This window comes from Methyloversatilis sp. RAC08, from assembly GCF_001713355.1.
Taxonomy (GTDB): Bacteria; Pseudomonadota; Gammaproteobacteria; order Burkholderiales; family Rhodocyclaceae; genus Methyloversatilis.
Genome location: NZ_CP016448.1, coordinates 3,727,058 through 3,744,670, shown reverse-complemented (window position 1 = coordinate 3,744,670; position 17,613 = coordinate 3,727,058). Strand labels below are relative to the sequence as shown.

At 63.9% G+C, this 17,613-nt stretch carries 20 protein-coding genes; 1 reads left to right on the top strand and 19 read right to left on the bottom strand.

Annotation, left to right across the window (positions count from 1 at the left end):
* From uvrC to rpoE, 16 genes are all read right to left on the bottom strand, one after another.
* Nucleotides 1-1,782: an excinuclease ABC subunit UvrC gene (uvrC, locus tag BSY238_RS17005; protein WP_069040192.1), complete on the bottom strand. Its 1,782-nt coding sequence runs from the start codon at nt 1,780-1,782 to the stop codon at nt 1-3.
* Nucleotides 1,783-1,815: 33 nt separating this feature from the next.
* Nucleotides 1,816-2,850, bottom strand: coding sequence for a beta-N-acetylhexosaminidase (gene nagZ, locus BSY238_RS17000; RefSeq protein ID WP_223300194.1), 1,035 nt, complete (start codon nt 2,848-2,850; stop codon nt 1,816-1,818).
* Nucleotides 2,847-3,236 carry a holo-ACP synthase gene (gene acpS / locus BSY238_RS16995; protein ID WP_069040190.1) on the bottom strand — a complete coding sequence of 130 codons (390 nt, stop codon included), beginning with the start codon at nt 3,234-3,236 and terminating at the stop codon, nt 2,847-2,849. The genes nagZ and acpS overlap by 4 nt, the downstream gene beginning before the upstream one ends.
* The gene (locus BSY238_RS16990; RefSeq protein ID WP_069040189.1) at nt 3,233-3,988 is read right to left on the bottom strand and encodes a pyridoxine 5'-phosphate synthase; all 756 of its coding nucleotides are present in this window, start codon (nt 3,986-3,988) and stop codon (nt 3,233-3,235) included. Before BSY238_RS16990 ends, acpS begins: the two co-directional genes overlap by 4 nt.
* A 3-nt stretch (nt 3,989-3,991) precedes the next feature.
* Nucleotides 3,992-4,726 carry a DNA repair protein RecO gene (gene recO / locus BSY238_RS16985; protein ID WP_069040188.1) on the bottom strand — a complete coding sequence of 245 codons (735 nt, stop codon included), beginning with the start codon at nt 4,724-4,726 and terminating at the stop codon, nt 3,992-3,994.
* 58 nt (nt 4,727-4,784) lie between these two features.
* A complete protein-coding gene (gene era / locus BSY238_RS16980) occupies nt 4,785-5,747 on the bottom strand; it encodes a GTPase Era (RefSeq protein ID WP_223300193.1) in 963 nt (320 codons plus the stop codon).
* On the bottom strand, nt 5,744-6,421 hold the full coding sequence (gene rnc / locus BSY238_RS16975) for a ribonuclease III (RefSeq protein ID WP_069040187.1): 678 nt from the start codon (nt 6,419-6,421) through the stop codon (nt 5,744-5,746). The genes era and rnc overlap by 4 nt, the downstream gene beginning before the upstream one ends.
* A gap of 4 nt (nt 6,422-6,425) precedes the next feature.
* Nucleotides 6,426-6,791, bottom strand: coding sequence for a DUF4845 domain-containing protein (locus BSY238_RS16970; protein ID WP_069040186.1), 366 nt, complete (start codon nt 6,789-6,791; stop codon nt 6,426-6,428).
* A gap of 26 nt (nt 6,792-6,817) precedes the next feature.
* Nucleotides 6,818-7,630: a signal peptidase I gene (gene lepB / locus BSY238_RS16965; protein ID WP_069040185.1), complete on the bottom strand. Its 813-nt coding sequence runs from the start codon at nt 7,628-7,630 to the stop codon at nt 6,818-6,820.
* 18 nt (nt 7,631-7,648) lie between these two features.
* Nucleotides 7,649-9,442, bottom strand: coding sequence for a translation elongation factor 4 (gene lepA / locus BSY238_RS16960; RefSeq protein ID WP_069040184.1), 1,794 nt, complete (start codon nt 9,440-9,442; stop codon nt 7,649-7,651).
* 73 nt (nt 9,443-9,515) lie between these two features.
* Nucleotides 9,516-9,779 carry a glutaredoxin family protein gene (locus BSY238_RS16955; RefSeq protein WP_069040183.1) on the bottom strand — a complete coding sequence of 88 codons (264 nt, stop codon included), beginning with the start codon at nt 9,777-9,779 and terminating at the stop codon, nt 9,516-9,518.
* Nucleotides 9,776-11,227 carry a DegQ family serine endoprotease gene (locus BSY238_RS16950; RefSeq protein WP_069040182.1) on the bottom strand — a complete coding sequence of 484 codons (1,452 nt, stop codon included), beginning with the start codon at nt 11,225-11,227 and terminating at the stop codon, nt 9,776-9,778. Before BSY238_RS16950 ends, BSY238_RS16955 begins: the two co-directional genes overlap by 4 nt.
* A complete protein-coding gene (locus BSY238_RS16945; RefSeq protein ID WP_069040181.1) occupies nt 11,224-11,652 on the bottom strand; it encodes a SoxR reducing system RseC family protein in 429 nt (142 codons plus the stop codon). Before BSY238_RS16945 ends, BSY238_RS16950 begins: the two co-directional genes overlap by 4 nt.
* Nucleotides 11,652-12,503, bottom strand: coding sequence for a MucB/RseB C-terminal domain-containing protein (locus tag BSY238_RS16940; protein ID WP_236952603.1), 852 nt, complete (start codon nt 12,501-12,503; stop codon nt 11,652-11,654). The genes BSY238_RS16945 and BSY238_RS16940 overlap by 1 nt, the downstream gene beginning before the upstream one ends.
* A gap of 113 nt (nt 12,504-12,616) precedes the next feature.
* The gene (locus tag BSY238_RS16935; RefSeq protein WP_069040179.1) at nt 12,617-13,141 is read right to left on the bottom strand and encodes a sigma-E factor negative regulatory protein; all 525 of its coding nucleotides are present in this window, start codon (nt 13,139-13,141) and stop codon (nt 12,617-12,619) included.
* Nucleotides 13,142-13,146: 5 nt separating this feature from the next.
* Nucleotides 13,147-13,746, bottom strand: coding sequence for an RNA polymerase sigma factor RpoE (gene rpoE / locus BSY238_RS16930; RefSeq protein ID WP_069040772.1), 600 nt, complete (start codon nt 13,744-13,746; stop codon nt 13,147-13,149).
* A gap of 252 nt (nt 13,747-13,998) precedes the next feature.
* Here rpoE and nadB point away from each other — a divergent pair, with 252 nt between their 5' ends.
* A complete protein-coding gene (gene nadB, locus BSY238_RS16925) occupies nt 13,999-15,615 on the top strand; it encodes an L-aspartate oxidase (protein ID WP_069040771.1) in 1,617 nt (538 codons plus the stop codon).
* On the opposite strand, the gene BSY238_RS19075 is transcribed toward nadB, so the two are convergent.
* Genes BSY238_RS19075 through acpP form a run of 3 tightly spaced genes read right to left on the bottom strand, consistent with a single transcriptional unit; the run spans nt 15,515 to nt 17,509 of the window.
* The gene (locus BSY238_RS19075) at nt 15,515-16,054 is read right to left on the bottom strand and encodes a protein YgfX (RefSeq protein ID WP_442922955.1); all 540 of its coding nucleotides are present in this window, start codon (nt 16,052-16,054) and stop codon (nt 15,515-15,517) included. The two genes, nadB and BSY238_RS19075, sit on opposite strands and share 101 nt — an antisense overlap.
* Nucleotides 16,002-17,240, bottom strand: a complete 1,239-nt coding sequence (fabF, locus tag BSY238_RS16920) for a beta-ketoacyl-ACP synthase II (protein WP_069040178.1) — start codon at nt 17,238-17,240, stop codon at nt 16,002-16,004. The genes BSY238_RS19075 and fabF overlap by 53 nt, the downstream gene beginning before the upstream one ends.
* A gap of 23 nt (nt 17,241-17,263) precedes the next feature.
* A complete protein-coding gene (gene acpP / locus BSY238_RS16915; RefSeq protein ID WP_069040177.1) occupies nt 17,264-17,509 on the bottom strand; it encodes an acyl carrier protein in 246 nt (81 codons plus the stop codon).
* Nucleotides 17,510-17,613: the final 104 nt, after the last annotated feature.

Sequence of the window (17,613 nt, the reverse complement as noted above, 5' to 3'; positions counted from 1 at the left end):
TCAGTTTAACTGCCGCTGTATCTGTTCGGCCAGTTTGCGACTGATGCCTTCGACGCGGCACAGGTCTTCGACCGTGGCATTGCGCACGCCGCTCAGTCCGCCGAAGGTTGTCAGCAGACGTTTTCGGCGCGCCGGACCGATGCCGGGAATGTCTTCCAGCGTCGAGGTGAGCCGCTTCTTTTCACGCCTCGCGCGGTGGCCGGCGATGGCAAATCGGTGTGCTTCGTCGCGAATTTCGGCAATCAGGTGCAGCGCCGGATGTTCCGGCCCGAGCACCAGCCCCGCCTCGACGCCCGGTCGGATGAGCTCTTCCGCCCCCATCTTGCGCTCCACGCCCTTGGCCACGCCGACCAGCGGAAGATCGAGCCCCAGTTCGGCCATCACGTCGACCGCGATGCCCAGTTGTCCCTTGCCGCCGTCGATCAGCACCAGATCGGGCCGCACACCTTCGCCGGTGACCACCTTCTCGTAGCGGCGCGTCAGCACCTGTCGCATCGCGGCGTAGTCATCGCCGGGGGTCACGCCTTCGATGTTGTAGCGGCGATATTCGCTGTTGCGCATCGCGCCGTTTGCCCACACGACGCAGGACGCCACCGTGGCTTCGCCCATCGTGTGGCTGATGTCGAAGCATTCGATGCGCTCGGGGGCCACATCGAGCTCCAGCGCCTCGACCAGCGCACGCACGCGGTGCGTGGCGCGCGCACCGGCGTCGAGCTTCACGCGCAGCGCGATCTCGGCGTTCTTCAGCGCCATGTCGGCCCAGGCGCGCTCGCGCTCATTGCGCGCCAGCGCGAGCGCCGTGCCGGGGATGGGCGCTTCGGCATCGTCTTCCGGCAGCACATTCACGATGACGCGGCCCGGCGGCGGCTGGGTGGCGAAGTGCTGGGCGAGGAAGGCACACAGCATGTCGGCTTCGCTGCCCTGCCCGGCGGCCGGGAAATGCGCGTGGTCGCCCAGGTGGCGACCGCCGCGCACCATGGCGTGATTGACGCAGGCGGTGCCGTCGCGCTCGACCGCGACGACGATGTCGATGTCCTCGTCGCGCGCGCTGTCGGCGTACTGCTTGTGCAGCACACGGCTCAGCGCCTTGATCTGGTCGCGCACCTGTGCAGCCTTCTCGAACGCAAGCGACTCGGCAGCAGCGTTCATCTGGTCGGACAGCCGGTCGATCACTTCGCTGTGCCGCCCGCTCAGGAACAGGCTGGTCAGGCGCACATCCTCGTCATAGTCGTCTTTCGACACCTTGCCGACACAGGGCGCTGAACAGCGGTGGATCTGGTGCAGCAGGCAGGGCCGCGACCGGTTGGCGAACACGCTGTTCTCGCAGGTGCGCAGCAGGAATGCGCGCTGCACCAGCTGTATCGTTTCGCGCACCGCCCACACGCTGGGCAGCGGTCCGAAATAGCGTGCATCGCGCCCCACCGTGCCGCGGAAGAAGGCGATGCGCGGGAAGGCGTCCTGGGTGAGCTTGATGTAGGGGTAGGACTTGTCGTCCCGGAACAGGATGTTGTACTTCGGCCGCAGGCTCTTGATGAGGTTGTTTTCGAGGATGAGCGCTTCGGCCTCGGAGCGCACGACCGTGGTGTCGACCCGCAACACCTGCGACACCATCATGCCGATGCGCGGGCTGGACGCCGTGCGCTGGAAGTACGACGACACCCGCCGCTTCAGGTTTTTCGCCTTGCCGACATAGAGCACCTCTTCGTCGGCGCCGATCATGCGATAGACGCCGGGCGCCTCGCTCAGCGTCTGCAGATAGGTCTTGGCGTCAAATGTGCTCATCGGGCAGGATTGGGGGACTTCACGACCTGCCGGTCAGGCGGTGAGCCGCTGCACCTGATCGAGCGCGTCGCGGTAGCGCATGTCCTGCGCAAGCTGCGCGCGGTCACCGAACGGCTGCGACGGCAGCAGCGACGCCACGCGCGCACTGCGCACCGCGTCGGGCGCCGGATGCCAGCCATCGATCAGCCGGATCGCCTGATCACGCGCATTGCACACCAGCACCATGTCGCAGCCGGCGTCCCATGCGGCTTCGGCCCGCGCGACGACGTCTCCGACGACCGATGCACCTTCCATCGACAGATCATCGCTGAACACCACGCCGTCGAATTCGAGCCGGCCGCGCAGGATGTCCTGCACCCACTTGCGCGAAAAACCCGCCGGCAGCGCATCGACTGCCGGGTAGATGACGTGCGCCGGCATCACGGCATCGATCTGCCGGCCCAGCTGCAGATAGGGCTGGATGTCGGTACGCCAGATCGTGTCGAAATCGCGTTCGTCGACCGGGATGGCGACATGCGAATCGGCGGCCACGAAGCCGTGCCCCGGAAAGTGCTTGCCGACCGACTTCATGCCGGCTGCGCGCAGTCCCTCGGCGAGTGCGCCTGCCAGCGCAGCGACGATGGCTGGATCGCCGTGGAAGGCGCGGTCGCCGATGACGCTGCTGGCGCCGAAGTCGAGATCGAGCACCGGCGTGAACGACAGATCGACGCCGAGCGCGCGCAGTTCGGCGGCGAGTACGTAGCCAGCGGCACGTGCATCGGCCAGCGCAGCAGAGGCGTCGGCTTCGTAGCGCTGGCCGAGGGTGCGCATCGCCGGCAGATGGGTGAAGCCGTCGCTGCGAAAGCGCTGCACGCGACCGCCTTCATGGTCGACCGCGATCAGCAGCGGCGGCCGGCGCACCGCGTGAATGGCTTCGGTCAGCGCCGCAAGCTGGCGCGCATCGGCGAAGTTGCGGGCAAACAGGATGAGGCCGCCGACCGACGGATGGGCGAGCAGTTCGCGGTCTTCGGCGTCAAGCTCGAAGCCGGCCACGTCGAGCATGACCGGTCCGGGAGGGGTGTGTCTCATGCCGCGGTCTCCGTGCGCTCGACCACGACGAAAGCCAGTGCGTACGCGACCTCATCCGAAAGCGACAGGTGCGGATGCAGGCCGCGCTGGTCCAGCCACTGCGTCAGCAGCTCGTCGAACAGGAACACCGGCTTGCCGAGGTCGTCATGCGTCACGGCGATGGAGCGCAGCAGCACCGGCGCGCGCACCCCGGTCCCGAGCGCCTTGCCGAGCGCTTCCTTGGCCGCGAAGCGCTTGGCGAGAAAGCGTGCCGGTTCGCGTGCGCGCTCGAACTCGACCATTTCGGACACGGCCAGGATGCGCCGTGCCAGCGCCTCGCCATTGCGCGTGACCAGCCGTTCCAGCCGCGCAATGCTGCACAGATCAGTGCCGACACCGAAAATCATGCCGCCCTCCCCGCCGCCTCGCGCATCAGCTGCTTCATTTCGCGCACCGCCTCGCGCAGGCCGACGAACACCGAACGACTGACGATGGCGTGGCCGATATGCAGTTCGCGCACGCCGGGCAGCTCGGCCACCGGCTGCACATTGGCGTAGTTCAGCGCGTGGCCGGCATTGAAGCGCATGCCCAGATCGCGGATCGCCTTGCCGGCGGCGCGTACCTTGTCCAGCTCGACCGCCACCGGCTGCGATTCGCGATCGCGGCCGAAACCGTGGAAGGCATGTGCGTACGGGCCGGTATGCACCTCGCACACCTGGGCACCGATGCGCGCCGCCGCCTCGATCTGCGGCAGTTCGGCGTCGATGAACACGCTGGTGACGATGCCGGCGTCGCGCAGGCGGCTGACCACACCGTGCAGACGCTCTTCCTGCGACACGATGTCCAGCCCGCCCTCGGTGGTCACCTCGTGTCGCCCTTCCGGCACCAGCATGGCCATTTCCGGTTTCAGGCTGCAGGCGATGCCGACCATTTCGACGGTGGCTGCCATTTCGAGATTGAGCTTGATGTGCACCAGATCGCGCAGCCGGCGCACGTCGTCGTCCTGGATGTGGCGACGGTCTTCACGCAAATGCACGGTAATGCCGTCGGCACCGCCCAGATGGGCCTCCACGGCGGCCCACACCGGATCCGGCTCATAGGTGCGGCGCGCCTGGCGCAATGTGGCAACGTGGTCGATATTGACGCCGAGTTCGATCATGAGTCAGAGATCCTGTAGTTCGATGAATACACGCCGGGTACGCAACTCCTGCCCCTGCAGATAGTGGGCGATCAGCGTGCGCATCAGTGTTCTGGCCAGACGCGCGACCTGCGGATCGCCGTAATCGTCACCGCTGATCGCCAGCGCCTGCGCACCAGTGAGGCTGACAACGTCCGGCGCGCCCGCAGCGCCCGCCAGCAGACCCTGATCAGGCACGTAACGATAGGCGGCGTCGACATCCAGCGCAGCGCCGTGTGCATCGCAGTCCAGCGTCAGCCCGTACCCCAGTTCCTGCAGCAATGATTTCTCGAAGCCGCGCAGCAGCACCTGCTGACCGGCCGTGTCGCCCGGCGCCAGTGCCAGCTTCTGCAAAGTGTCGGCATAGCGGTCGAACAGCGCCGGGTGCGCATCCTCTCGTGCCAGCAGTCGCTGCAGCAATTCGTTCAGATAGTAGCCCAGCAGCAGCCGTGGGCCGGACAGCATCGGCCATGCGCGCTGCCATTCGGCGCGCGCCAGCGTACGCAACTCGCCCTGGCCGAACCAGCCCAGTTCGAGCGGCTGGAATTCCACCAGCACCCCGCGCAGCGCGGCGCGCGGGCGCTTGGCGCCGCGTGCCACCAGACCGATGCGGCCGAAATCGCGGCTGAACACGTCGACCACCAGGCTGGTTTCGCGGTAGGGATGGGCCTGCAGCAGGAAGGCGGGCTGACCGTCCACCCGCTGCTTGCCCGTGTTCACCTGCCCGCCTTCCGGCGCTGATGCGTGCGCCCCCTCGCGGCAGACGGCACCATTGCGCTCACGGCTCGAAGCCCAGGCTCTTCAGTGCGCGTTCGTCGTCGGCCCAGCCGCTGCGTACCTTCACGTGCAGCTCAAGGAACACCTTCGAATCGAACACCTTTTCCATGTCATGCCGCGCCGCGCTGCCGACGGTTTTCAGCACCTCGCCATTGCGGCCGATCACGATGCCCTTGTGCGCCTCGCGGCCGACGATGACGGCCGCGGCGATGCGGCGCAGATTGCCTTCAGCCTCGAAGCGCTCGATCTCGACCGCCAGACCGTACGGCAGCTCGTCGCCCAGTTGCCGGAACAGCTTCTCGCGGATGTACTCGGCAGCGAGAAAGCGTTCGCTGCGGTCGGTGAAGTCGTCGGCGTCGAACATTGCCTGGCCTTCGGGCAGCAGTTCGCCGGCCACCTTCATCAGCGCATCGAGCCCGTCGCCGCGCTGGGCGCTGACCGGCAGGATGGCGTGAAAGTCGTGCAGCTTCGCAATGCGTTCGACGAAAGGCAGTAGCTTCGCGCGATCGCCCGCCTTGTCGGTCTTGTTCAGCAGCAGCAGCACCGGCCGGTCCTTCGGCAGCAGCGCGATCACTTCCTGATCGGCGTCGGTCAGCTTGCCGGCTTCGATGACGAACACGATCACGTCGACGTCGGCCAGCGCCTGCGTCACCGAGCGGTTCATCACGCGGTTCAGCGCGTTTCGATGCTTGGTCTGGAAGCCGGGCGTGTCGACGAACACGAACTGACGGGCCTCGCGTGTCAGCACTCCGTGTATGCGGTGCCGCGTGGTCTGCGCCTTGGCCGAGGTGATGCTCACCTTCTGGCCGATCAGCCGGTTCATCAGCGTCGATTTGCCGACATTGGGTCGTCCGACAATGGCGATGAAGCCACAGTGGGTGATCGGCGGAGTGGCCGGAAGCGCGGTCGGTAGTGCATCGGGCGGCGGGTCCGGCAATTCGCTGTCCGCAACGGTGTCGTTCATGTCTGTCCCTGCAGTTGTTCGAGCGCGCGCGATGCGGCGGCCTGTTCGGCGGTGCGCCGGTTGCTGCCTTCGCCTTCGGTCGCGAGGCCCAGCGCCTCGACGCGGCAGCGCGCGCGAAAGGCCTGGGCATGTGCCGCACCCGTCACGGCGCTGATTTCGTAGACCGGGAGCGGCTTGTGTCGTGCCTGCAGCCATTCCTGCAACGCGGTTTTCGGGTCGCGTGAATCGAGGTCGGGGTTCAGACCGGTCAGACGCGCGCCGAACAGCCGCGCGACCGTCTGCCGCGCCGCGCCATACCCGGCTTCGATGAACACGGCGCCTATCAGCGCTTCAAGTGCGTCAGCGAGGATGGATGGCCGGGAACGGCCACCGGTCTTCACCTCGCCCTCTCCCAGCCTCAGCGCGCTGCCCAGATCGAGTTCGCACGCCATGTCGGCCAGCGTGTCCTGCTTGACCAGATTGGCGCGCAGGCGCGACAGCACACCTTCCGGAAGCTCCGGGAAGCGCTCGCACAGCAGGTCTGAGGCGATGCAGTCGAGCACCGCGTCGCCGAGGAATTCGAAGCGCTCGTTGTGCGTGGCGGAAAAACTGCGATGAGTCAGCGCCTGGGTCAGCAGGTGCTTCGATGCGAAGACGTGGCCGAGCCCCTGCTCGATCTGCCCGGCGGAGGTCACGACGTCAGTTCGGCCCGGTGGCCGACCCTTCGAATTCGAACAGGATGCTTACCGGCCCGAACATATGCACCTTGCGGTCATAGGAAAAGGAAACCTCGATGCCATTCGAGTCCTTGATGATGTCGAGATCGGCCGGCGTGACGCTGGACATTTCATCCATGATGGATCGCTTGGCGAAGGCGTTGCGGTAATCAGCCACCGTGCCGCCCTTGATCTCGCCGTTCTTCACGATGGCATTCACGTTCTTCAGGATGGTGTAGTACTCGATGACCGCCGGAATCGTCTTCATGCCGAGCACCAGAACGATGCCGACGACGGCGGCTACGAACAGGAATCCCACCAGACTCAGACCGGATTGCTTGCGCAGCATCTGTTGCTCCTCATGATGCGATCAAACTACCTGAAGCTGCCGATACGGCCGAAGTCGATGCCTTTCGGCGGCAGGATGGTGTCCGCGTGGAACCAGATGAAAAAAGCCTTGCCCACGATGTTCTTGTCCGGCACGAAACCCCAGATGCGGCTGTCGGCACTCTGGTCACGATTGTCACCCAGCACAAGATAGTGGCCGGCCGGCACTTCGCAGCGCACCCCTTCGCGATTGTAGACGCAGTTTTCGCGCCCCGGAAAATCGAGTGCGGTCGGGATGTCGGCCCGCGCATCGCGGTCGTTCAGGATGTGGTGCTGCACGTCACCCAGCGTTTCGCTGAAGCGATTGGAGTAGTAGGCGCGCTCGCTGTGGAAATAGTCTTCCGCCGGTTGCAGCGGAACGTCGACACCGTTGATGGTCAGCCGCTTGTTCTGATAGGCCACCGTATCGCCGGGCAGGCCGACCACGCGCTTGATGTAATCGACCGACGGATCGGCCGGGTAGCGGAACACCATGACATCCCCGCGCTGCGGGTCATTCATCGGAATGATCTTGTCGTGCAGCACCGGCAGACGCACGCCGTAGGTGAACTTGTTCACCAGGATGAAATCGCCGATCAGCAGCGTCGGGATCATCGATCCGGACGGGATGCGGAACGGCTCGACGACAAAACTGCGCAGCCCGAACACGACGATGATGACGGGGAAGAAGCTTGCGCCGTATTCAACCCACCAGGGGTCCGGCGCACCGGCCGGCCGCTTGCGCGCGAACACCATGCGGTCAAGGCCCCACAGGATGCCGGTCACCACGCAAAGCACGAAAAGGATGAGTGCAAAATTCAAGATTCGGATCCAGTCTTTTTATTTGTCGTCGACACGCAGTACGGCAAGGAATGCCTCCTGCGGTATTTCGACGTTGCCTACCTGCTTCATGCGTTTCTTGCCGGCCTTCTGCTTTTCGAGCAGCTTCTTCTTGCGTGAAATGTCGCCGCCGTAGCATTTGGCAAGCACGTTCTTGCGCAGCGCCTTGATGGTTTCGCGCGCAATGATATGCACCCCGATCGCTGCCTGCACCGGCACATCGAACATCTGGCGCGGAATCAGCTCGCGCATCTTGGCCGCCACTTCGCGGCCGCGATACTGCGCGTTGGCCCGGTGCACGATGACTGACAGGGCATCGACCTTTTCGCCGGCCACCATGATGTCGAGCTTCACCACGTCGGCTGCGCGGTACTCCTTGAATTCGTAGTCGAGCGAAGCGTAGCCGCGCGACACCGACTTGAGCTTGTCGAAGAAATCGAACACCACCTCGGCCATCGGCAGGTCATACGTCAGCTGAACCTGACGCCCGTGATACAGCATGTTCACCTGCTGCCCGCGCTTCTGCTCGCACAGCGTGATCACCGCGCCCAGATATTCCTGCGGCAGGAAGATGACCGCCTTGATGATGGGCTCGCGGATCTCCGACATCTTCGATACCTCGGGCAGCTTGGCCGGGTTCTCGACCATGACGATGCTGCCGTCGTTCATCAGCACTTCGTACACCACGGTCGGCGCCGTGGTGATGAGGTCCATGTCGAATTCGCGTTCCAGCCGCTCCTGCACGATTTCCATGTGCAGCATGCCGAGGAATCCGCAGCGGAAACCGAAACCCAGCGCCTGCGACACTTCCGGCTCGTACTGGAGCGAGGCGTCGTTCAGCTTGAGTTTTTCCAGCGACTCGCGCAGCTGGTCGTACTCGCTGGCTTCCACCGGATACAGCCCGGCGAACACCTGCGGCTTGATTTCCTTGAAGCCGGGCAACGGTTCGGGCGCGCGGTGATCCGCCAGCGTGATGGTGTCGCCGACCTTGGCGGCCTTCAGTTCCTTCAGGCCGCAGATGACGAAACCGACCTCTCCCGCCGACAGGCTTTCGCGCGGCAGGGACTTGGGCGTGAACACGCCGACCTGATCGACCTGGTACTGCGCGCCGGTCGACATGAACAGCATCCGGTCCTTGGGCTTCAATGCGCCATCGACCACGCGCACCAGCATGACGACGCCGACGTAGTTATCGAACCAGGAATCGATGATCAGTGCCTTCAGCGGCCCTGACGGATCGCCCTTGGGCGGCGGGATGCGCACGACGATCATTTCGAGAATGTCGTCGATGCCCAGCCCGGTCTTGGCGGAACACTGGATCGCATCCGTCGCGTCGATGCCGATGACGTCCTCGATCTCCTGGCGAGCATTCTCGGGGTCAGCCTGCGGCAGATCGATCTTGTTGAGCACCGGCACCACTTCCACGCCCAGGTCGAGTGCGGTGTAGCAGTTGGCCACCGTCTGAGCCTCTACGCCCTGGGATGCATCGACCACCAGCAGCGCGCCTTCGCAGGCGGACAGCGAACGACTCACTTCGTACGAAAAATCGACGTGACCCGGGGTGTCTATCAGGTTGAACTGATAGATCTGACCGTCGTTGGCCTTGTAACGCAGGGCCGCGGTCTGCGCCTTGATCGTGATGCCGCGCTCGCGCTCCAGATCCATCGAATCAAGGACCTGCGCCTCCATTTCGCGATCGGACAGACCGCCGCAACGCTGGATCAGACGGTCGGCCAGCGTGGACTTGCCGTGGTCGATGTGGGCAATGATGGAAAAGTTTCGGATGTGCTGCATCGTCAGAGTGGAAACAGGAATGAAAAAGGGTGCCCTTGGCGGCACCCTTGTCTGGTCAGCCGGACCGACGAGATCAAGCGCGAGATTCTAGCAGATAGGCCTGCACCGCCCGCGGATCAAGGCGGTGACGGCACAGTTCGCGCTCGCCGACACACAGCACCGGGATGTGTTCGCCGTAGGAGGCTTCAAATTCCGGATGCTCGTCGATGTCGATTTCACGCACTTCGACGCCAAGCGGCGCGATCATCGGCCTCAACTGCTCGAGCAGATCGTCGCACAGGTGGCACCAGCGACGCAGATAGAGCGTCAATTCGGGCGCATCCGTCGAAAAACTCACTTTTCCGCGTCCTGACCGTTCGGCACACGCAATGTCAGGAAGGTCTGGTTGGTGCCCCGTCGCACCAGAACGGTCAGGCCGATCTTCGGTTCCATGCTCGACAGGATGCCGTTGAACTGTTCAAGCGTGGACACCGGCGTCTGCTTGCCACGCGCGATGACGGCCAGTATGACATCGCCGATGCGCAGGTCTGACCGGACGCCGCCGGTGATGTTTTCCACCCGCAGGCCACCCTCGATCTGCATGCCGCGACGCTGCTGCGGCGTCACTTCCGACAACACCAGCCCGAGGCGATTGGACTGCGGCGCCGCTTCCGGCGCACCGCCTCCACGACGACTGCGTCGCGGATCGGCCAGATCGTCGTTCAATTCGGCTACGGTGACTGCGATGTCGCGCGTGCCACCATTGCGCCACACCTGCGCGATCGACGATGCGCCCGGCCTGGTACCGCCGACCAGTCGCGGCAGATCGCCCGAACCTTCCACCAGCTTGCCGTCGAAACGCAGGATGACATCTCCGGGCGCGATGCCGGCGACCTCGGCCGGACCGCGAGGCTCGACCGAACTGACCAGCGCGCCTTCCGGGCGCTTCATGCCGAACGAATCGGCCAGTTCCTTCGTCACCTCCTGGATCACGACGCCGATGCGCCCGCGCTGCACCCGCCCGTTGGCGCGCAACTGCGACTGGATGTCCATCGCGACATCGATCGGAATCGCGAACGAAAGCCCCATGAAGCCACCATTGCGGCTGTAGATCTGGGAATTGATGCCCACCACTTCGCCACGCAGGTTGAACAGCGGCCCACCGGAATTACCCGGATTGATGGCCACATCGGTCTGGATGAAGGGCACGAAATTTTCCTGTGGCAGCGAACGTCCCTTGGCCGACACGATGCCGGCCGTGACCGAGCTTTCGAATCCGAAAGGCGAACCGATGGCCACCACCCACTCGCCGACGCGCAGCCTGGTTGCGTCACCGAATTTCACCATCGGCAAACCGCTGGCGTCGATCTTCAACACGGCAATGTCGGTGCGTTTGTCGGCACCGATCACGCGTGCCTTGAATTCACGCTTGTCGCTGAGCTTGACGGTGATTTCCTCCGCCTCGTCAACGACATGCGCGTTGGTCAGCAGGTAGCCATCGGCCGACACGATGAAGCCGGAACCCAGCGAACGCGCATCCGGCGACCCCGGGCCGCCGGGTTGCTGCGGCACGAAGCGGCGGAAGAAGTCGTACATCGGATCGTTTTCGTCCATGCCGGGCGGCATCTGCGGCATGGCTCGAGTACTGACCTTCTGCGTCGTGCTGATGTTCACCACCGCCTGACCCTGCTGCTCGACCAGTTCGGAAAAGTCCGGCAACTGACGTGGCGCAGGCGCCTGTGCGGGCGCCGCTATGGCAAGGTTCGAGACGATGCTCAGGAACAGCGCGGCGATGAATGCTTTCATGATTCCGGAAGGGTTCGGGTTTGCGAAACAGCATGGATCACCGGCAGCAGTTCGGCGCGCGGCTGCACGCGGCGCAGCCAAAGCACGGATGCTGCAAGGCCCGTGACGGCCCCTGCCGCCACCGCCAGATCGGATTCACCGAGCACGAATCGGGCGAGCAAGGCACCGGCAAACATCGCAGCCAGTCCGACGCCGTAGGTCATCAGCGCAGCCACTAGAGGCGCGCGATGCGGAACCGACACCTCGACCCTGTCACCTTCGGCGACCGCGAGGGAAATCGGAATCACATAGGTGGTAGGACGCGCCGAACATGCCTGCCCGCAGCCACCGACGTCGGCACAGCGACCGCAGCCGCTGCTGCGCACGACGTCCACCCAGGCAAGGCGACCGGCTACACGTCGCACCTGTCCTTGCCGGATGTCCATCAGCGCTTCTGCTCCACGCCCTCGACCATGCGCAGCAGGCTGTGCGGTGGCACCTCGCCGAGCGCGGTGACAATGAAATTACCCACGCGGCGCTTGAATACGTTGACTGCGCCGTGCTTCATCGGCCCGATGAAATTGCCGTCTTCCTTGCGGAAAGGCTCGATGAATACCGATATCGCAGCGAGGCCATCCGAAAACACCATGTGAACCATGTCCGGACGGTCCGGACCGAGCGAGCGGCGCATGCCGGCAATCTGCCGGAAGCCCGGTACCGGTGCGTTGGCGACCCAGCCGACATCCACGTTCTGCCCCGTGGTCGTGCTGGCGGAATGCACCGCCCAGCCCTCCGACATCGCAGCCATGCGGGAACGGACGTCCTCGCGGCTGAGCGGAAGCCCTATTTCAAGTTGTGCAAACGCAAACTGCTCGATCGCCTCACCGCGTTCATTGACCATGCGCGCCTTGAGCAGCAGGCCGGTCTGCGCCTCTATCCAGAACACGTAGCCGAATCGGAAACCATCCTTCGGTTCGAGCAACACCGAGTGCGTCGCGAAACCGGCAACCCGGCCGGATGCTCCGCGCTTGATCGCGTAGAACTCACTGAGCGAATTGATCGATTCCGGAAGCAGGGACGGGAAGGTCTTGCGCGAACCCCGCCGATCCTCGATGACGATTTTCTCTTTCGGCAGGTAGCAGCGCACCTCGTCGTTGATGCGCACAACCTCCCGTGGGCTGCCGTCGAGCACCTCGAGACGCTCGATGGAACTGCCGTCCGCGTCGACGTAGTGCGCGATGCGGGACGTTTCGACGTTGGCACCGCTTTGATAGACGAAGGTGCCTGCGTAAGACATGTTTTGCGAGGCAGTGACTGCCCGGCTCAACATGGAAAGCGCTTCAGCCTGGCTCTGCGCCCAAGCGACCGGCCCGCCGATCAGGGCAGCCAGCAAGCAGACTGCGCGGAAGATCATCGACGGTCGTCGGCCGAAACATCCGAAACACCGCGTGCGTAGAGCGCAACGCCCTGCATGCTCCCCGTGGGCGAGTAGCCGTGGTGTGCAACAAGATAGGCACGCAACGGTGCGTCATTGTTGGCGACGGAAGCGCGCACCTGCGGCGCATAACCCGCAGCCGACGTAGTGGCCGCCATCTGCACCGGCGCGCCGGCCGGCATCAGGTCAAGCCCGAGCCAGGACACGAGAGCTACGCCGGAGACGGCAGCGGCTGCCGACATCCACATGCGCCTGGGGCCGGCCGCCGCCGATCGATGCGTGACTGGCGCAAGAACCGTCGGCTCGTCGTCAAGTCGGCTCATGACCGAAGCCGTGAAGGCGGCACCCAGACCGATATCGCCACGCAAGGCGTCCCCGACTGCAACCTGCAGTGCAAACTCGTCGCGCAGGTCACCGTCTGCGTGCAGGCGATCGAGTACCTGCTGGGCCTGGCGGTCTTCGAGTTCGTTGTCGATCAACGCGCTCAGATTTTCTTTCATGAGTCTTACCACCTCTTGTCAGGTGCCGTGTCGAGCAACGGCCGCAGTTTTTCCGATATCGCCTCGCGAGCGCGGAAAATACGCGAACGCACGGTCCCGATAGGGCAGTCCATCACGGTCGCAATTTCTTCGTATGCCATGCCTTCGAGTTCGCGCAGCATGATCGCGGTACGCAATTCTTCCGGCAAGGCATCCATCGCAGCATTCACTGTTTCGCCGATCTGCTTGGTCAGCAACAGGCGTTCCGGTGTGTTGATGTCGCGCAGATTGTCGCTGTCGTCAAAGTTTTCAGCTTCTTCCGAATCGAATTCGGTGCTTGTCGGCGCGCGTCGCCCCTGCGAAACGAGATAGTTCTTCGCAGTATTCACGCCGATCCGGTACAGCCAGGTGTAGAACGCGCTTTCACCGCGAAAGGACGGCAGTGCGCGGTAAGCCTTGATGAAGGCTTCCTGTGCGACGTCTTCCACCTCGGCCGGGTCACGTATGAGTCTGGAAAGCAGTCGGCCGAGCTTCCGCTGGTACTTGGTGACAAGAAGCCCGAAGGCCTGCTTGTCGCCGCGCTGCGCCCGCTCGACCAGCAACTGGTCAACTTCTCGCTCGCTCATCTGTGCGGTTGCTTTGCCCGGATCTTTCACCGGTACGGCATTTGAACTGGCGCGCAGTATATCCGAGCGCTCAGGCCTGAGTACTGCTTGAAGGGGAGTAAGGGTCGCGTCCATGCTGCAACAGACCGGGGCATCCCCACAAAGTTCATCCGGTCAATGAGCGGCGGTGCAAAAGTTTACGGTCTAGCGCAGAAAAGCTTGCCGGGCGGCGCGCTGCGATATAGTGCGCGCTTTACCGAATGGCTCTTTCCCGTGTTGAATTTCGACGCGCTGGTACTTGGAAGCGGACTTGCCGGGCAGGCGCTGGCGCTCCGCCTTGCCGAGGCAGGACAGCGCGTTGCGCTGATCACGAAGAAGCAGGTTGAGGATTCGGCCTCGAGCTGGGCCCAGGGCGGCATCGCGGCCGTGCTCGACAGCGCCGATTCGGTCGATCACCACCTGCGCGATACGCTGGTCGCCGGCGCAGGCCTGTGTGACGAGGACGCTTCCCGTTTCGTCGTCGAGCACGGCCGTGAAGCGATCGAATGGCTGATCGCGCGCGGCGTGCCATTCACGCGTGATGCGCAGGGCGAACTGGGTTATCACCTCACGCGCGAGGGCGGCCACAGTCACCGCCGCATCGTGCATGTCGATGATGCAACGGGTTCGGCGATCCAGACCACGCTGACCGGCCAGGTGCGCAGTCACCCGAACATCCACATCTTCGAGCGCCATCTTGCAGTCGATCTGATCGTCGGATGGAAGATCGGTCGCCCCGAGATCGGCTGCGCCGGCGCCTATATCCTCGATATCGAAACCGGCGACGTCATTACCTTCGCGGCGCCCGTCGTCGTACTCGCCACGGGCGGCGCGGGCAAGGTCTATCTCTACACGACCAATCCGGACACCGCGACCGGCGACGGCATTGCGATGGCGTGGCGCGCGGGTTGCCGCGTCGGCAACATGGAATTCATCCAGTTCCACCCGACCTGCCTCTACCACCCGCACGCCAAATCCTTCCTGATCACCGAAGCGATGCGTGGCGAGGGTGGCCTGCTGCGCCTGCCGGATGGCGAGCGCTTCATGCCGGCGCACGACGAGCGCGCCGAACTGGCGCCACGCGACGTCGTGGCAAGGGCCATAGACTACGAAATGAAGAAGCGCGGCCTGGACTGCGTGTATCTCGACGTGTCGCACAAGCCAGCCGATTTCCTGGTCAGTCACTTTCCGAACATTCATGCCCGCTGTCTCGAACTGGGCATCGACATCACGCGGCAGCCGATTCCGGTCGTGCCGGCAGCGCACTACACCTGCGGCGGAGTGAAGGTCGACCAGCGCGCACGTACCGACGTCGATGGCCTGTACGCGATCGGTGAAACCACATACACCGGACTGCACGGCGCCAACCGGCTGGCCAGCAATTCACTGCTCGAATGTCTTGTGTACGCCACCGCCGCGACGCGGGACATCCTTGCGCGCAAGCCGGTCGCGCCGACGATACTGCCGCCATGGGATGAAAGCCGGGTGACTGACGCCGACGAGCAGGTGGTGATCGCTCACAACTGGGACGAACTGCGTCGCTTCATGTGGGACTACGTGGGCATCGTGCGCACCAACAAGCGGCTCGAACGCGCGTTGCACCGGATCCGCCTGCTTGAGCGTGAAATCGACGAGTACTACGCCCATTTCCGGATCAGCAACGATCTGATCGAACTGCGCAACCTCGTGCTCACCGCGCACCTGATCGTGCGCAGCGCCATCCAGCGGCACGAGAGCCGCGGACTGCATTTCAGTCTCGATTACCCGGAAACCAGCGCGATCGCCAGCCCGACCATCCTGCGTCCGCGTCGTGTGCGTCATCAGGAAGTGCTGCACGCAGCCAGCGCCTGAGGCGCCGGAAGTCGTCGGCAGCGGCGAACTGGTCTCCAAACAGCATCAGCGTGCGGCCGGTGCCCTGATCGGGGCGCAGGCTCAGCGATACCCACCAGCGACCGACGCGACCTGTCACGGGGCGACCTGTTGCGATCAATCCGTCGGCCCGGCAGAGCGATATCTGTCCCGCTTCGCTCAACTGAATGACTTTCCAGGCAGCGCGCCGGCGCGCGAGCAGGGCCAGCGCGAGTGCGGCTGCAGCGACCGGCGCAACCGCTGGCCGAAGCAAAACCGACACGATCAGCGAGGCGGCGCAAACGAAAAGGGCCGCGTTGCAGCAACGCGACCCCTGAAGTTCGATACGGGCAAAAGCGGCTGGACCGTCATTGCCCACAACGACGGCCCTACAGCTGGCTGAACACCAGCGTAGCGTTGGTCCCGCCGAAGCCGAACGCATTCGACATCGCAGCGCGGATGCGCAAGTCGCGCGGCACCAGCGGCACATAATCGAGATCGCACTGCGGATCCTGATCGCGCAGGTTTGCGGTGGGCGGCGCAACCTGGTGATGCAGGGCCAGCACCGTCACCACCGCCTCGATTCCGGCTGCAGCGCCGAGCGCATGACCGGTCATCGACTTGGTCGAACTGACGCACAGCTTCTTCGCGTGCTCGCCGAAGCAGCGTTTCACGGCTACCGTCTCGGCAATATCGCCAAGCGGCGTCGAGGTGCCGTGAGCGTTGATGTAGTCGATGCCGTCGACTGCGATGCCGGCATTGCGCAGCGAATTGTTCATGCTGCGCGCTGCACCTTCACCATCCTCGCGCGGTGCGGTGATGTGGTGGGCGTCCGCGCTCATGCCGTAACCGGCCAGTTCGCAATAGATGCGCGCACCACGCGCCTTCGCGTGCTCGTACTCCTCGAGCACGAGCACGCCTGCACCTTCGCCAAGCACAAAACCGTCACGTCCGGTGTCCCACGGCCGGCTGGCGGCTTCGGGATCGTCGTTGCGACCCGACAAGGCCTTTGCCGCTGCGAAACCTGCGACGCCGAGCGGGCAGATGGTCGATTCCGCGCCACCGGCAATCATTACGTCCGCATCGCCGTACTCGATGATGCGCATCGCTTCACCGATGGAATGGTTGGCGGTTGCGCAGGCGCTGACGGTTGCAAAGTTCGGGCCCTTGAAACCGTAGTTGATCGAGATGATGCCGGAGATCATGTTGATGATCGAACCCGGCACGAAAAACGGTGACACCTTGCGCGCCCCGCCTGCCAGCATGACGTTGTGCGTTTCCTCGATCATCGGCAGACCGCCGATGCCCGAACCCACGCAGACGCCGATACGTTCGGCGTTGTCAGGTGATGCGGTCAGCCCGGCGTCGCGGATCGCATCCATCGAGGCAGCGATGCCGTAATGGATGAAGGTATCGAAGCGACGGGCCTCCTTCGGGGACAGATAGTTGGCGACGTCAAAATCGCGAACTTCACCTGCGATCTGTACCGGCAGTTCGGACGGATCGAAGCGCGTGATGCGCCTGATACCGGACTTTGCTGCCAGGATGTTCTCCCAGGCTTGCCCTACGGTGTTGCCGACCGGGGAAATGATTCCCAAGCCGGTCACGACAATTCTTTTACGTGCCAAAACGTGCTCCGTCCGATGAACGATCAGGCCTTGCCGGCGAGATGGCCATTCACGTAGTCGATGGCCTGCTGCACCGAAGTGATCTTTTCCGCTTCTTCGTCCGGGATTTCGCACTCGAATTCTTCTTCGAGGGCCATCACCAGTTCGACGGTATCGAGCGAATCGGCGCCCAGATCATCGACGAACGACGATTCGTTCTTGATTTCGGCCTCGTTCACGCCCAGTTGCTCTGCGACGATCTTCTTGACGCGTTGTTCGATGTTTTCCATTGCGAAACTCCTTCCCTGTGTAAGCCCTGACGAGTCCGTCAGGGCACTAAAAAAAGTGGCGCGAGTGTAACAGAAAGCCTGCCCCGCTTCGCCGCCAACGACCG

Excerpts from the sequence above, each read along its gene's own strand:
- BSY238_RS16970 (WP_069040186.1), bottom strand. The coding sequence starts at position 6,791 with ATGCTGCGCAAGCAATCCGGTCTGAGTCTGGTGGGATTCCTGTTCGTA.
- BSY238_RS16940 (WP_236952603.1), bottom strand. The coding sequence starts at position 12,503 with ATGTCTTACGCAGGCACCTTCGTCTATCAAAGCGGTGCCAACGTCGAA.
- nagZ (WP_223300194.1), bottom strand. The coding sequence starts at position 2,850 with ATGAGACACACCCCTCCCGGACCGGTCATGCTCGACGTGGCCGGCTTC.
- BSY238_RS16950 (WP_069040182.1), bottom strand. The coding sequence starts at position 11,227 with ATGAAAGCATTCATCGCCGCGCTGTTCCTGAGCATCGTCTCGAACCTT.
- rpoE (WP_069040772.1), bottom strand. The coding sequence starts at position 13,746 with ATGAGCGAGCGAGAAGTTGACCAGTTGCTGGTCGAGCGGGCGCAGCGC.
- BSY238_RS16935 (WP_069040179.1), bottom strand. The coding sequence starts at position 13,141 with ATGAAAGAAAATCTGAGCGCGTTGATCGACAACGAACTCGAAGACCGC.
- BSY238_RS16990 (WP_069040189.1), bottom strand. The coding sequence starts at position 3,988 with ATGATCGAACTCGGCGTCAATATCGACCACGTTGCCACATTGCGCCAG.
- acpP (WP_069040177.1), bottom strand. The coding sequence starts at position 17,509 with ATGGAAAACATCGAACAACGCGTCAAGAAGATCGTCGCAGAGCAACTG.
- BSY238_RS19075 (WP_442922955.1), bottom strand. The coding sequence starts at position 16,054 with ATGCGTTCGGCTTCGGCGGGACCAACGCTACGCTGGTGTTCAGCCAGC.
- BSY238_RS16945 (WP_069040181.1), bottom strand. The coding sequence starts at position 11,652 with ATGGACATCCGGCAAGGACAGGTGCGACGTGTAGCCGGTCGCCTTGCC.
- acpS (WP_069040190.1), bottom strand. The coding sequence starts at position 3,236 with ATGATTTTCGGTGTCGGCACTGATCTGTGCAGCATTGCGCGGCTGGAA.
- uvrC (WP_069040192.1), bottom strand. The coding sequence starts at position 1,782 with ATGAGCACATTTGACGCCAAGACCTATCTGCAGACGCTGAGCGAGGCG.
- lepA (WP_069040184.1), bottom strand. The coding sequence starts at position 9,442 with ATGCAGCACATCCGAAACTTTTCCATCATTGCCCACATCGACCACGGC.
- era (WP_223300193.1), bottom strand. The coding sequence starts at position 5,747 with ATGAACGACACCGTTGCGGACAGCGAATTGCCGGACCCGCCGCCCGAT.